This window comes from Maribacter aurantiacus (genome assembly GCF_005780245.1).
Classification (GTDB): Bacteria; Bacteroidota; Bacteroidia; order Flavobacteriales; family Flavobacteriaceae; genus Maribacter; species Maribacter flavus.
In genome coordinates, this window is sequence record NZ_VBUK01000001.1 from 810,871 (window position 1) to 826,147 (window position 15,277).

Annotated in this window: 13 protein-coding genes; 2 read left to right on the forward strand and 11 right to left on the reverse strand. The window is 41.8% G+C overall.

Annotated elements, in window-relative coordinates:
- Nucleotides 1-4 precede the first annotated feature (4 nt).
- From FEK29_RS03515 to FEK29_RS03545, 7 genes are all read right to left on the reverse strand, one after another.
- The gene (locus FEK29_RS03515; RefSeq protein WP_138256997.1) at nucleotides 5-1,039 is read right to left on the reverse strand and encodes an agmatine deiminase family protein; all 1,035 of its coding nucleotides are present in this window, start codon (nucleotides 1,037-1,039) and stop codon (nucleotides 5-7) included.
- Nucleotides 1,040-1,044: 5 nt separating this feature from the next.
- Nucleotides 1,045-1,929, reverse strand: coding sequence for a carbon-nitrogen hydrolase (locus FEK29_RS03520; RefSeq protein WP_138256998.1), 885 nt, complete (start codon nucleotides 1,927-1,929; stop codon nucleotides 1,045-1,047).
- 102 nt (nucleotides 1,930-2,031) lie between these two features.
- On the reverse strand, nucleotides 2,032-2,844 hold the full coding sequence (locus tag FEK29_RS03525) for a hypothetical protein (protein ID WP_317129162.1): 813 nt from the start codon (nucleotides 2,842-2,844) through the stop codon (nucleotides 2,032-2,034).
- A complete protein-coding gene (locus FEK29_RS03530; RefSeq protein ID WP_138256999.1) occupies nucleotides 2,771-3,838 on the reverse strand; it encodes a dipeptidase in 1,068 nt (355 codons plus the stop codon). Before FEK29_RS03530 ends, FEK29_RS03525 begins: the two co-directional genes overlap by 74 nt.
- A 1-nt stretch (nucleotide 3,839) precedes the next feature.
- On the reverse strand, nucleotides 3,840-4,952 hold the full coding sequence (locus tag FEK29_RS03535) for a D-TA family PLP-dependent enzyme (protein WP_138257000.1): 1,113 nt from the start codon (nucleotides 4,950-4,952) through the stop codon (nucleotides 3,840-3,842).
- Nucleotides 4,953-5,035: 83 nt separating this feature from the next.
- Nucleotides 5,036-5,497 carry a RidA family protein gene (locus FEK29_RS03540; RefSeq protein WP_138257001.1) on the reverse strand — a complete coding sequence of 154 codons (462 nt, stop codon included), beginning with the start codon at nucleotides 5,495-5,497 and terminating at the stop codon, nucleotides 5,036-5,038.
- 11 nt (nucleotides 5,498-5,508) lie between these two features.
- Entirely contained in the window at nucleotides 5,509-6,825 is a 1,317-nt protein-coding gene (locus FEK29_RS03545) for a gluconate:H+ symporter (protein ID WP_138257002.1), read from the reverse strand.
- 183 nt (nucleotides 6,826-7,008) lie between these two features.
- Here FEK29_RS03545 and FEK29_RS03550 point away from each other — a divergent pair, with 183 nt between their 5' ends.
- Nucleotides 7,009-8,265 (forward strand): aminotransferase class V-fold PLP-dependent enzyme, encoded by a 1,257-nt coding sequence (locus FEK29_RS03550; protein ID WP_138257003.1) that lies wholly within the window; start codon nucleotides 7,009-7,011, stop codon nucleotides 8,263-8,265.
- A 22-nt stretch (nucleotides 8,266-8,287) separates the two neighbouring features.
- On the opposite strand, the gene FEK29_RS03555 is transcribed toward FEK29_RS03550, so the two are convergent.
- From FEK29_RS03555 to FEK29_RS03565, 3 genes are all read right to left on the reverse strand, one after another.
- Complete coding sequence (locus tag FEK29_RS03555; protein WP_193554875.1) at nucleotides 8,288-9,397, reverse strand: acyltransferase family protein; 1,110 nt, start codon at nucleotides 9,395-9,397, stop codon at nucleotides 8,288-8,290.
- 73 nt (nucleotides 9,398-9,470) lie between these two features.
- Nucleotides 9,471-10,643 (reverse strand): helix-turn-helix domain-containing protein, encoded by a 1,173-nt coding sequence (locus tag FEK29_RS03560; protein ID WP_138257004.1) that lies wholly within the window; start codon nucleotides 10,641-10,643, stop codon nucleotides 9,471-9,473.
- A gap of 2 nt (nucleotides 10,644-10,645) precedes the next feature.
- The gene (locus FEK29_RS03565; protein WP_138257005.1) at nucleotides 10,646-11,545 is read right to left on the reverse strand and encodes a metallophosphoesterase family protein; all 900 of its coding nucleotides are present in this window, start codon (nucleotides 11,543-11,545) and stop codon (nucleotides 10,646-10,648) included.
- Between the two features lie 93 nt (nucleotides 11,546-11,638).
- On the opposite strand from FEK29_RS03565, the gene FEK29_RS03570 reads away from it, so the two are divergent.
- Nucleotides 11,639-14,026, forward strand: a complete 2,388-nt coding sequence (locus FEK29_RS03570) for a GAF domain-containing protein (RefSeq protein WP_240042650.1) — start codon at nucleotides 11,639-11,641, stop codon at nucleotides 14,024-14,026.
- On the opposite strand, the gene FEK29_RS03575 is transcribed toward FEK29_RS03570, so the two are convergent.
- Nucleotides 14,015-15,235, reverse strand: a complete 1,221-nt coding sequence (locus FEK29_RS03575) for a Pycsar system effector family protein (RefSeq protein WP_138257006.1) — start codon at nucleotides 15,233-15,235, stop codon at nucleotides 14,015-14,017. The genes FEK29_RS03570 and FEK29_RS03575 overlap by 12 nt on opposite strands.
- Nucleotides 15,236-15,277: the final 42 nt, after the last annotated feature.

The following is a 15,277-nucleotide window of genomic DNA, read 5'->3' on the forward strand; positions in this document are numbered from 1 at the left end:
TTTGCTACCCCGGAATCTGTTGGCTCAAACAATGCAACGTCCCAAAGCCCCAAATCAAATCGATACAATTGATGCCGATGATTTCCCGGTCCTGGAAACAATCGGATAGTATATTGAGTGCCAAACGGTCATTGGGATCATTAAATGTTGGGACCAAAACGGCACCGTTTATGATTAAAAAGTTCGCATAACTGGCCGGAAGTTCCAAACCTTCAAATAGGATGGTTTTTGGCATGGGCAATTCCACTATCTTCAAAGGGGAACCATCTTCCAAAACTGCTTTTTGGAGCCTTTTCAGATTTTCTTGCAGCGGTTTGTAATTTTTGTTTTTAGGGTCGGTTTCCACTACTGTCACGACTGTATCGGCATTAACAAATCGGCATAAATCATCTACATGGCCGTGGGTATCGTCCCCTTGGACTCCATCGCCCAACCAAATGGTATTTGTAACTCCAAAGTACTCCTCGAATATAGCTTCGTAATCGGCTTTGGTGAATCCTACATTACGGACCTGAATGGAGGGGTGCAATAGGCATTCTTCGGTCGTAATCAACGTACCTTTTCCATTGACTTCCAGGGCGCCACCTTCCAAAATCACTTTTTTGCCTTTATAGTTGACTTGGGTCATAGGAACATTCAAATGTTTGGCCACTAAAGAAGGGACGTGTTTGTCCAATTGCCAATTATTGTATTTGGCCCAGCCATTGAAGTTGAAATTCAGTGCTTCCCATTGCGTTCCATTTTTGACCATAATGGGTCCGGAATCGCGCATCCAGCTGCGATTGGTTTTATGTACAATAAAAGATACTTTGGAAAGGTCAACATGGGCCATTTCGAGCATTTCAGTTATGTTTTTGCGATGCGCTTCAGATGCGACCACCAAAAAAACGGTTTCAAAGGCCGCTACTTTTATTATGTACTCTACAAAGGCCCATTTAATGGCCCCAAATTTTCCTGGCCAGTCCTTCCCATTATGTGGAAAACAAAGCAAAATACCTTTCTGTTGTTCCCATTCTGCGGGAAATCTTCTTTTACCCATATAGCTTAATCCAAGGCACGTTTAGTCAGTTCCCCAAAGGCATCGATGCGCCTGTCCCTAAAAAAGGGCCAGTTTTGGCGGACATTCTCTTGAAGGGCCAAATCTACTTCGGCCATTAGTATTTCTTCCTTGTCATGGGAGGCCAAGGCCAATATTTCGCCTTGTGGTCCACAGATAAATGATTTTCCCCAGAATTCGATACCATCCGTATCCGGGATATATTTTTCAAGACCTATCCGGTTGGCCGCAGCTACAAAGATGCCATTGGCGACCGCGTGTCCCTTCATGACGTTCATCCATGCCCCGTATTGGTTTTGGCCATATTGTGCTTTTTCAGCAGGATGCCAGCCAATGGCCGTGGGGTAAAACAATACTTCGGCACCTTTTAAGGCGGTCAATCGGGCAGCTTCCGGATACCATTGGTCCCAACAGATCAATGTTCCAATATTTCCCTTTTTTGTACCGATGGATTGAAAGCCCAAATCACCGGGGGTAAAGTAAAATTTCTCGTAAAAATGGGGATCGTCCGGAATATGCATTTTGCGGTACAGGCCTGCTTGGCTTCCATCGGTATCAATGATGTAGGCACTGTTGTGGTAGATGCCGGACATTCTTTTTTCAAAAAAAGGAACGATGATCACTACACCCAAATCCTTGGCCAAGGCACTGAAAGCTGTAAAGGAAACATCGCCCAAAGGTTCGGCTATGGAAAAATTTTCCACATCCTCGCTCTGGCAAAAATAATGACTGCTATACAGTTCCGGGAGGCAGATAACTTCGGCCCCTTGGTGCGCGGCCTTTTTGATCCACTCCAAGCATTTTTTCCGATTTTCATCGGCGGTATTATTCAAATTGAGCTGTATAACGGCGACTTTGTAATTCTTTGACATCTAAAAATGATTGTTTTGAAAATTAAAGATATTAAATAGAAGATGAATGCCCCAGATTAAAGGAGCAATTAAACCTAAGTTATAAATTTCCAGAGGTACGGATTATTCTTTGGTAACGATTAGTGTGGCTTTTGAGCCCGTGGATAACAACCACTTGTTGGAATATAGGAGCTGTCCTTTTTCATCGTATACATCCACTTGGGCCGTATTTGGTGCGGAAGAACCGTGGTTCAATGCCTCAAAGTCTATTTTGTTGAACCCTGACTGTAGGTCTACGTTGACCCCTTTAAAGGCTCCTGTCAACAAAAGGTTGTATTCGACCACTACATCATTGACATAGATCTTGACCCGATCACCATCCACATATTCGTGGTCCCTGCAAACGATGCCTATGAATTTTCCATTACTCTTGATATCACCAAGATATTGGTCCGGGAAGAATTGGCCCGACCCGTTCATGCGCTCGCCTGGGCCAATGCGCGGATCTATCTTAAGTCCCGTTCCTGCTTGTACGAGTTCCTCGTCCGGAAGCATTTTCACTGGATTTTTAGTGGTCATATCCAGTTTGGGCTGTTCCTTTATGACCGATGGAATGTTCAGAACACTGCCGGAATTAGTGGTACCCGAATTATCGATAGGGTTGACCGATTCAATCTTCAAGGGTTTCTGCGTAGGTAGGTCCGTTTGGGCCTGAATCCACCCAAAAGACAAAAGGCAAAGGAAACTAGTAAATGAATTACGTCCGTTCATTAGGATATCCATAATCGGAATAAAGATAGCAAATACCCTGCCACAGGGACTTAACGGGGTGTTAAATTCGATTATCGTAACCCTTGCCTTCTTAATCCGGTAAATGTTCCTGTAGGAAGCGAACGAAATTTCCGTGCATGATATTTTCGATGTCCGTTTTTGCATAGCCTCTTTTTTCCAACATACCCGGAATTTTTTGTAGATCGGCAATGGTATCGATATCTTTTGGTGACTGTTCCAAACCAAAACCACCGTCCAAATCGGTCCCGATTCCAACATGTTCCGAGTTTCCGGCCAACTGGCAAACATGGTCAATGTTCTGAATGGTATGTTCCAAAGACACTCCGGTACTTTCTGGAGTTGACTTCCCACGAACCCAGTTGGGTACCATCATCCAAGCGTCCAATGCCATACCTATTACAGCCTTTCGGGTAATGAGTTCCTTGATCTGTTCGTCCGAAAACTGACGGTTATGATCCACAAATTTCCGGCAATTGTTATGACTGGCCCAAACCGGGCCTTCATATACGGCCATGGTCTCCCAAAAACTTTGGTCGCACAGATGGGTCGCGTCCAGAATCAGGTTGAGCTTTTGGATTTCCTTTAGCAGTTCTTTTCCTTTGATGCCGATTCCCCCAACGGAATCCGTTCCATACGCATAGGTTCCCGGGCCGTAATGCGCAGGCCCAATGGCGCGCAGGCCCTCTTCATAAGCGGTGTGGAGATACTCCATGGTAACAATGGAATCCGCACCTTCCAAACTCAAAATATAACCAATGGGCGAATTTGATTTATCTTGGTTCCATCGCTTGAAATGGTTCGTGAATTGGGTTTTTGACCGAATCTGAATCAGGTGTCCCTCTTTTTCCATCGCCCTGTACCAAGCCAATTGCCCTTGGGTCTGTGCCCAAGCTTGGTGTGGAGATTTCCATCCCAGTAAATTATTGCCAGGCTTTACATAACGGGCAATCTGTGTCGCCACACAGATACCTATGTTTCCCTTTCGCATTGCCTCAAAGGAAACCGTGTTCTTCCCCCGATCGGGCTTGTCCGTCATGCCTTTTTCACTGGCCCTGATGGCGGCAACGGACCATGTAAGATCTCGGTTCCACTCCATGGCGTTCATGGAAAGGTCTAAATGGGCATCCAGGATAAACATGCTAAATGGTAATTTTTTGGTTACGGGCGGCTACCTTCCATGCATCGGTAATGTGACCCTTGTCCACTACCAGAAGTTCGTCGTATTTGGCCACCGTGGGGCAAATATGTTTGGGTATCGCATAATGCTCCGAGCCTATTTCCATTACTTTCAGGTCATCATATTCCACGACCAAGTGCTCTTCAGATTGGCCAATTTGTCTTTCATGTCCCAAGCTTAGAAACTCCACCCTTGGAAAGGGCATTTCCGGGGCAATGGATTTATGGCCCAGATCAAAACATAGGATGCCCGCTTTGGGCTTGCTAATGATCCTAGTGAACAATACGGCCGCGGGAAGAAAATTCATTTCGGGGAAAAGATTGCCGTAACCTGCATCCCATAAGAGCGTTGTACCCGGACTGGCTATGACGTTTTCCCTTTTACAATGAATGGGGAAAGTTGGTGATCCCCCGGCGATGATAATGGGGTTTGGAAGCTTGGCCTCCAAAATTCTTTCTTTCAATTCCAAGACCGAATCGAAGGCTTTATCGCAATCCTGTTTTCTGGTATCAAAATCGGGATTTCTCAGATGACCATCGTATACGTGTAAGCCGAGAATTTTCAAATGGGGATTTACGGATACATATTCATATAATTGAAAGGCCTTTTCATCTGGGGCAATGCCCGTTCGGTTCATGCCCACGTTCAAATCGATATACAGACCGATTTTTTCATCGTTCTCTTTCCCCGATGTTGCCAATGTATCGGCAATGGCAGAGGTATCCGTCAGTGCCGAAAACTTGGTATTGGGGAAGGTTTTCATCAAGGTGATAAATCGGTCTATATTGGCGCCCACGGGCTGCATGGCCAAAAGTACTTCGGGAGCACCGCAATTTCCCAGCAGTTCGGCTTCGGCGATGGTAGCGCATTTGAATTTTGTGATGCCACGTTCCAGTTGCATCTGAACGATTTCCGCACATTTATGGGTCTTGATATGGGGGCACAACTTCTTCGCATCCCCCGTCATACGTATCATCTCCTCAATGTTATGGATGATCCTCTCCTTATAGACTAATAAGGATGGGGAAATGACCTTTGTACTATCCTTCAGCCGATACCATGTTTCTTCTCCCATAATTTTTAGTTAACAAATCGATATTTTAATACGTATGCGGGCAAGTTCATTAGTATTTCCAAAACAAATCCCTGAATAAGAGTTTATTTGTGAAGTTCAAACATTGCCTCGATTTCCACGGCGATACCTCCCGGAAGCATCATGCCCACGGCACTTCGTACGCCTACGCCATTTTCGGCACCAAAGACATCTGACATTAGTTCGCTGAAACCGTTTATTACCAAGGGATGGTCCTGGAAATCTGGGGTACAGTTCACCATTCCCAGTGTTTTCACCAAGCGTTTGATCCGGTCTACCTCCCCAAAATGGGTAATGATGGTGGATAACATGGTAAGGCCAACGTGTCTTGCACCCAGCTTTCCTCCGGCCAAATCAAGGTCATGGCCCACACTTCCTTTGTAGAGCGATCCATCTTTTAAAACCGGTCCTTGACCGGAAACGTATAAAAAATTATCGACCACCAATATAGGTCGGTATAGACCGGCCGGTGGGGGAGCAGGAGGAAGTTCCAGACCTAATTCCTGTATTTTTTTGGAGATACCCATGCTACTATAATTTATATAAACTGATTCAAGATCAAAACACCTATAAGACCCATGACACCTACGGTCGTTTCCATCAAAGTCCATGATTTAATGGTATCCTTTATGGAAAGATTAAAGTACTCTTTAAATAACCAAAATCCGCTGTCATTTACATGCGAAAGCATAAGACTGCCAGATCCAATGGCCAAAACCATAAGTTCCGCGCTGGTGCCCGTACCTTCGATCAGCGGCAGAACAATACCTGCAGCGGTCAACCCTGCGACCGTGGCCGATCCTACACAAACCCTTATGATCGTTGCGATCAACCATGCCAATATTAGCGGTGAAATGGAAGATCCGCTTAGGGCATTTCCAATATATTCGCTTACCCCACTATCTACCAATACCTGTTTTAAGGCACCTGCCCCGGCAATGATCAATAAAACCATGGTAATACCCTTTACGGCCTCACCAACGGTATCCATTACTTCCTTCATTGATTTTCCACGGGCCAAACCTAACGTGTAGATTGCTACCAATACCGAAAGAAGCATGGCCATCACTGGGTCCCCGCAAAAAACTAAAATAGAAGTTAGGAAGGAATCGGCAGGAAGAAAAAGTGCGGCCAGGGCCGCAATCGCCATAAGGATTACCGGAAGTAGGGCCGTAAAAATACTGATTCCGGTTCCTGGCATTTCATCATCCGTAAGTATGGTGGGGTTCATCAATTCTTTTAAAGGGGAGGCCTTGATATTTTTCATTGTTCTGGACAAAAACGGTCCCGCTACCACTATAGCCGGAATGGCCACGATGATACCATACAGGAGCGTTTTGCTGATGTCCGCATTAAAAGTCGCCGCTATAGCCGTAGGGGCGGGATGTGGGGGAAGGTAGCCATGGGTAACGGAAAGGGAAGCAAGCATGGGAAGGCCCACATAAAGTAGTGGTAAACCTGTGGCTGCGGCAATCGTAAATACCAGAGGCACCAAAATCACAAAACCAACGGAATAGAACATGGGAATGCCCACAATAAAACCTGTGAGCACTACGGCCCATTGAATGTTCTTTTTCCCGAATTTATCCACCAACTTTGTGGTTATTCGTTGTGCGGCCCCACTTTCCGCAACCAGCTTGCCCAACATGGCGCCAAGCCCTAATATGAGAACGAGGAAGCCCAGTATGTTTCCAATACCTTTTTGAATGGAACTAACAACGGCAATGGGTTCCATTCCTTCGGTAATTCCCACAAAAAGGGAAACCAAAATAAAGGAGATAAAACCGTTGAGTTTGAATTTTGCGACCAAAAGGAACAAAAGAAGGATTCCAAGGACTACGATGACAAGAGGCATGGGTTGTTATTGGATTGGTTTGTAAACCCGAATATAAGATAATTTTTTAGGAGGAAGGTATCGCTTCCATGCCGATTCCATTTTCCTTAAAAAGTATAAATTTCCTGACCTATCCGTAATTTTTAAGGTTTGTAAAATGCAAGTGCTCCTTTTTTAATACTTTTAAGAAAAGACCCTATCCTGATGAACAAAAGAGATTTTATAAAGCAATTGGGTGGTGCGGCGCTCCTTTCCCCGTTTTTGGCACTTCCCCAGTACCCTTTGGAAGAATCCCAAACCCCATATCCCAAAAATGAGGATGCTTTCTGGCAGCGGATACGCGAGGATTACTACCTAAAACCGGATTATATCAATCTGGAAAACGGCTACTATAACTTCATTCCAAAACCTACCATGGAAAAGTATATACGGCACATCCATATGGTGAACTATGAGGCCTCCTATTACATGCGTACGGTACAATGGGAAAATAAGGACAAGGTTAGGGACCGTTTGGCACAATTGGTAGGTGCTTCTCCAGAGGAACTGATTATCACAAGAAATACAACGGAGTCCTTGGATATGATCATTGGGGGTTATCCATGGCAAAAGAAAGACGAGGCCATCTTTGCACAACAGGATTATGGGGCCATGAAAGACCAGTTTGGTTTGGTGGCAAAAAGGTTTGGTGTTGTCAATAAGGTCGTTTCCCTTCCCAACCATCCGGCCTCCGATGAAGAAATCGTTTCCCTATACGAATCCCAAATAACCCCAAGGACGAAATTGTTGATGGTCTGCCACATGGTTAACATCACGGGACAAATCCTACCTATCAAGAAAATATGTGATATGGCCCATAGCCACGGGGTTGAGGTAATGGTAGACGGTGCGCATTGTGTTGGACATATTGATGTAAATATCGCGGAACTTGGGTGTGATTATTATGGCAGTAGCCTTCATAAATGGCTAAGTGTTCCTTTGGGCAGTGGCATGTTGTTCGTTGCAAAAAAACACATCGCCAAGATTTGGCCCCTTTTCGCTGACCATACGGATGAGGTGCCCGAAATCAGAAGACTTAACCATACGGGGACATTGCCCGTTCATACCGATTTGGCCATAGACGATGCTATAGATTATTTGGAAAATATCGGACTACAAAGAAAGGAAGACCGACTCCGTTATTTACAACGGTATTGGAGCGATGCAGTCCGAAACGTGGAACACATTGTGGTAAATACCCCTGTAGATCCCCACCGAAGCTGTGGTATTGCCAATGTTGGCATAGCACACATGAAACCGGCCGACTTGGCCAAAAGCTTGTTGGAAGAATACAACATATTTACCGTAGCGATTGATTATGCCAATGTTCAGGGCTGTAGGATTACCCCAAATATTTATACGACCACCAAGGAACTTGATGCATTTATAATTGCATTGAAGACATTGGCGAATAGAGTTTAGATCATTGCTGTCGTTTCTTTTTTTAACCAAAGAAGGGCTGTAATAACGGAATTTTTAGAATTAAGAAATGATATATCAACCAGCTAAATCCAAAAGTTCCCAAAATAAGGAGTGATGCCTTTGGAAATAGTCCCCAAGAAAGGTCCATTAAGAAGTAAGCCAAAACAACGGTGACTGTTTGGTGAAGGATATAAAAGGGATACACGGCCCTATTGGCATAGGAAAGAGAGAAACTTTTATGGTTTAAATATTTTGCTGCAAACCCAAAAAGCACCAAAATCCAAGACCAAATATTGCCTACTTTAAGTAATGCTTCGGTAAAATGGACCACATATCCGTCTTCCAAAAATATCCAAATGAAAACTTGGCTCAGAAAGGTGAAAACACCTATTAAAAGTGCTTTGAATTTTAATTCCTCCACAACTTTCCAAAATATATCTGCGGTAGAAATTAGAAGAAAGCCGTAAAAAAACAAGACCAAACTAAAGCTAAAGTTGAACCAGTCGTCTATCAATGCATGGGTTATATCAAAAAAAGGTTCTACCAATGCTTCCAAAAGGTAGAGTGGCAAAACGAACCAATATATACCAAAGGGCTTGCCAATGATTTTTTTAATCCAATTGCTAAAACGGTTTTTGTAATTTCTTAGGTAAACGAACAAAGGCCCTAATAAAAGTGAAAAAACAAGTAGATAAGGTAGGAACCACAAGTGATGCCAACTAATGTTGCCTGCCGGATATACACCCTTAAAAGCGATTGAGGTAAAATAGTCTAGATAAGATCCTGAAAATTGGTTTTTGGCCAATCGTTCTATATAAACTTGAGGCGGTACAATGAAGATCATCCCGAATATAAGAGGAATCCCTAATCTTCTAATTCGTTCCCAACTGAACTGGCCAAGATTTCTTTTTGAAAAGGCATAGTAGGTACCCATGCCGGATATAACAAACAATATAGGTAATCGCCATTGGTTTAAAAATAGCATGGGCCACTTTAGCCAATCGTAAATAACGTTGTTTTTGATATGCCATCCCCAGGGTACAAAAAACATACCTACATGATAAAAAATAAGCAATGCAAATACGATAACCCGTAACCAGTCCAAATCGTATCTCCTAATTGTGGTCTCCATGATTTACTTTTACGGCAAATATCGACCTGACCTTAAAATGGACAAATTTTTAGGGTACGCTTACTGTCCTGAATTACAATTTTGGAGAAAAAGACCTTATATATGCGGATGGTGAAGTGCCTGTGTGCTTTTTAAATGCAGAATAAAACGCGGATTTCGACTTAAAACCCGCCATTGCTCCTATGGCCTCTATGGTCAAATTGGAAAAGCCGGGGTCTATCAATTTCCCTTGGGAGAAGACTATTCTTTTCTGATTTATAAAATCGTTGAAATTGGAATGTTTACCTTGATTTATAATTTTTGATATATGGTTTGGATGAACTTTTAGAATAGTGGCCAAATCGTTTAGTGAAGCATCTTGGAGAAGAAAATAATTGTTTTCATCTACATAGGATTCAATACTAACAAGATTTAGGTTTGATTTAGATTGACCAATGGTTTCATACTTGTCCGCAACCCAGGATTTTTCAAAAAACCGGGATTCCGAGACCAAGACATAGGTTGTTAAAAATGCAAGACAGCTGTTGAAAATACCCAAGTAATGATCTCCTCCATCGTCATCAAATGAATAGAAGATTGAAAATATGAGTACCAGTAATATGAACAGAACTATAACCGTATTTCGTGTGAAAATATATTTACTGGATTTGTTCTTTACCCCAATTTCTTTTAATCTGGATTTTTCTTCCCATACCATTTTTAAGGACAATATTGTATAAAAAAGAAATGTAGCAAGTATCAGCCAATCAAAAATATCTTTTATGTAATGATAGCTGTAGTTAAAAGATTCCGGTATCCTGGCACTAGGAAACTTCGAATAATAGGCACCAATATAGGCATTGTATTTCACCGATATTGGAGCCAAATAGAATGGAATCTGCGACAAAAAATATCCAATTGGTATCATAAAGTGCAACCAATGTTTTTTGAAAGTAACATTCTCTCGTTTCAAAAAGCAGTAAATGGCCAGATAAAGTGTTGGTCCTATAGTTAAAACCAATGCTTCTGTGGAATCGTTTAGAAACAGCACATATTTAATTTGACCTGTGTAGCAAACATAAACATCCAAAAAAATAAGGGCGGTAGCCAATATGGAAAACCCCAACCATTTAAGGCCAACATTGTTGCTGGAATTAAGAAGGAGTACAATTGACAGGAAGGAGCTTTGGACTACCCCCAAAAACATTATGGTTGAAATAAGATTATGACGTATTGGAATGTATTCGATAAGCCTGTCAAGTTCCACAATTACTTTTTTTTCATATAGTCCACTAACTTTTGAGGTCCTTCAAGCAGTAATCTTACAACTTTTAGTGTTCCATCCAAAGTAGTATCGATTTGCCATTTTATAAGCGAAATTTGACCATTTTCGATTTCAATGCCCGTTATGCTCCTTGGATGTACACAACTACCATCATTGAAAAAGGGAATATCTCCGGGTTCCGGAAACCTAGGTCTATGAGTATGGCCTACAATGGTAATGAGTAGGTTGTTCTGTAATATCCATCGTTTGATCCGGCGCTCCAGCTTTATCAGTTCCTTAAAGTTCTTTGCCGGGCTGGTGGGATCCGCTATACCCCAAACCTGCAAGGGTTTCCAAAGAATGCGCACCAAAAACCTACCCCATCGCCAAAAGGTATAGTTCCACCAATCTGCCTGGTGCCCGTGGGTAAGAAACAATTCCTGTTGGGTCTTGGTATGTTTCAATACGATGGCCTCGTTGTAGGTTATACCTTCAAACAACTCCTTATCGGTATTGTCAATAGGCTCAAAATAACTGGAGAGATACTTGTCTACATAGGCCTTATCCTTATAGACCATATCATGGTTTCCCCATATCATATGTAGCCTCTTTTCCAAATGAAATTTTTTCAAGAGTTTATAGACATTCTTGTGGGCCTCAAAGATTGATTCAAAATGAAGGTTTTCCCAAAGTTCGTCACCATCACCCAACTCGCAATAATCGAAACCTTCATTGTAATAGTGGTTTAGGGCGTGGAAATAAATGTTCCTGTTATTGGCAAAATCATCGGCGAAACTATTGTCTCCCCGGTGACAATCACTAAAAAGGATAAACTTAGAGGTATCATCAAACGAAATATATTTTGCGTTTGAATACGCTCTTGAAAGTCTATTTGAGGAGGACATCTACAAAGTTTTTATAAATATCCGAAAAACCGTAAAATCGCAATGTAAAACTTTAACAAAAAACAGGTGTATGTTTTGTAATTTTGAGAGAGTATGGGAGACCAACGCAATATGGGATGTGATGACAAATTAAGACCCTTGGTTTATCAAATAAGTTTTGATAAACTTTTAAGGGAGTATGAAAGTATGCTTGATGGCGATGACCCTGTATTGGCGGCAAGGGCCAAGCAAGTTCTTGATGCCCAAAAGCCCTATCCAATGTTGCGGGACGGTTTTTCCGATCTTGAATTGATAAAAGAGCACCGGGAGGTCATTTCCTTAATCCTACAGGATAGTTTTTCGCCTATCTTGGGCGAGAACGAAATTAAGGTAGCATCCATTCCTTATTTCGATTTCTTTTTCAATCCCTCCAAACGTTTTCAAAAAATCGTCAAACAGGCTGGTCCAACGTATAAACCAAAAATAAGGAACCAGGAAATTGGGGTGGATTACATCATGGGTTGTATCGTTATTCTCAAGTTCCATTATGGGGTTGAACTTGATTTTAGCAGGCCCTATTTTTATGATATACCGGATTCGAATGGGGTAATGCACCATTACCGCATCATGTACAATGCGGACTTCATGGAAATTCTTCCTACGGATAAATCCAAAGAACTGTCTGAAGAAGATATCAATGAGCTTATGGAAAGCCCGGATAACCTTAGCCTTTGGCAGGATAAGATTCCGCCCGATAGCTTTGTGGCCAAGGGCTTTATTATTGCCAATATGTTCGATGTAACTTCGGAGCATTCCATTTCTGAAATAAAATCCAGCTTAATCGCGAGCGACAAGCGGTCCAGCGACAATTTTATGGAAAACCTACAGGAAACCTTTCGGTCATTCTTTAGGTTGCCCGATATAAAGGTTGGTTTTGTGGTCTATAATGCAAAAAAGGACCAATTTGAACCAGTATACGGGAAAAATATGACAAGCTTTATCCTCAACGGAAAGGATTCGAAGCCTTGCCATGATGCCCTCTGTAATTATTCCTATAAGAAGCTAATTCAAGAAAATAGTTATTTTGCCATTTCCGATGTAGAAAAATATAACAAGACATCGAATGAAAGTGATCCATACCACGTGCTGGAAGGACAAGAGATTAAAAGTGCCATATTGGCGCCAATAGCCTTTGAAGGCGAGCTTTTGGGTGTTTTGGAAGTAGTTTCCAATCGAAAAAACGAATTGAACGGAGTCAATGCTCGAAAGCTGGATGATGTAATGCCCTTTATAGTTTCTGCAGTGGTGCGGTCCAAGGTAGAGGAGGAAAACCTCATTGATGCCATTATTCAAAATGAGTGTACCTCTGTGCATTCTTCCGTCTATTGGAGATTTCAGGAAGAGGCAAAATACTTTATAAAAGATCAGTTGGAGAGTAGATCTCCGTCCTTCAAGGAAATCGTTTTTAAGGATGTTTATCCGCTATATGGTCAAATCGATATTAAGGATTCGTCCAAAGCCCGTAATAAGGCCATTCAGAGAGATCTAATGATCCAACTTTCCCACGTAAATGGCATTTTGGAGGAAGCATTGGCAAAAAATAGCCTGCCTATTTACGAGGAACTCATTTTTAGGGTAAACAATCATTTGGACAGTATCAAGGAAATGCTCTATACCAATAGCGAGCAGGCCATTTTTGATTTTGTAAAGGAGGAAATCGACCCCATTTTCGAACATCTAAAAAAGACGGATGGCAAAATTGCAAAACAAATACAGGCTTATGAAGCCAAGATCGATATGGGAACGGGTTCCTATTACGATCATAGAAAGAACTATGATGAAAGTGTGACCATGATCAATAAAAAATTGGTCTCCATACTAGATAGAAAACAAGAAAATGCACAGGCAATGTTCCCACATTATTTTGAACGCTATAAAACGGATGGAGTGGAACACAACATGTACATTGGGGAGAGTATTAGCGAAAATGGAGTTTTTAATTCACTTTATTTGAGCAATCTTAGGTTGTGGCAGTTACAGGTCATGTGCGAGATGGAAAATGTTCATTATAAACTGAAGCCTGAGTTGCCAATTCCCTTGGATGCCACGTCCCTGATTTTGGTTTACAGTTCCTCATTGTCCATTCGGTTTCGAATGGATGAGAAAAAATTCGATGTGGATGGAACCTACAATGCCCGTTATGAAGTCATTAAAAAGCGTATCGATAAGGCATATATCAAAGGAACCAACGAGCGACTTACCCAGACTGGCAAAATTGCAATCGTCTATTCTCAGAAAAAGGACGAGCTGGAATATTTGAGATATATCAAATTTTTAAAATCCAAAAAATACTTTACAGACAAGATAGAAATCGTTGAGTTGGAAGGACTGCAAGGAGTTTCCGGTCTAAAGGCCATTAGGGCAGAAATTTTATACAAGACCGATCAAGAATCCCAGGAATCCTATACCTACGAAGATCTAATGGCTACTTTAAAAGACTAATGCTTGGGATACCAGTTCCTGTAGCTGTCTCTCCGGGCCAAAAAATTTAAAGGACAATGCAAATGCTATAACTGAAATAATCATTCCAATCATAAAGGTTGTATACGTCCAACGTAACAAGTTGTATTTTTTGTTCAAGACAACACCCAAAAAATAGAGATCTTTGGTCAGTGACGAATAGATATAGTCCTTGTCCTTTACCAATTCATTGATGGCCCATTCATAATCGGGTAGGTCCATTTTGTGGAAATTTCCAAAAAACAAAAGGTTCACCTTTCTTTTTGCAACATCTTCCTTAGTGAATTCCCCACTGGTAACATTTGGCCTAGTGGCCAATACGGCCAAAATCATGGATATGACACTGAATAGGACAAAGATTGCGGTTGGATAAATGAGATAATCGTTAGAGGGATTATCCAATTTGGGGATAAGGTTTGATAAAGCCAATGAGATGATTATGGCGTTGACCGAAAGTAGGATGTTCGCCTTTGTATCCGCTATGTCACTCAAAGTAAGGTGGTTCCTGAGCGTAACACGGAATAAAGTTTGTATGCCCCTATCCGGGCTTTCACCCTTGAATTTTGCCTTTAACTTCTCTTTTTTTGCGATTTTCTTGATGGATTTTTTCTCTTTTATGAGCTTCTTTAAATTGTCATCCTTTTTCTCTTGCCAGATTTCCTTGGCGTAATCCGTATAATAGCGATGTTGATTGCCCAACATTATTATATTGACATCCACCCAATCTTTGTAAGCATAGTCGGCTATGTTCAATAGTTTAAGCTCTTCGCGTAATAGTTCCGATGTTTCCAAATAGCTTATTTGCGCAAAGTGCGAAGCGTCTGCGTCCCTGATGATCTCTTCCTCAATGGAATTGGGCACTGAATCTTTCTCCGTCGCCATAATTAATCGGTTTACTTTGGAAATCAGGTCCGGGTCATAACCTTGGTCCTCAAGGAATTTTGTCGCAATGATGCAGCTATTTTTTTCGTGATCTTTAGTCCCCACCGTATATCCAGTATCATGGAACCATGCGGCAATTTCCAATACTTCTTTTTCCTTATCCGATATCGCACATGCTTTAGATAATTCTTTAGTACTTTTAACAACACGTTGCGTATGCCTTAGATTGTGGTAGAGATAGTTTGAATCCAACTCCTTTGTCAGCAAGGTTACAACGTGATTTTTGGTATTCTGAAGAATATCCGCCATGAGGAAATATTTTTAGGAATTCCAAATTACAAAAAATAGAAC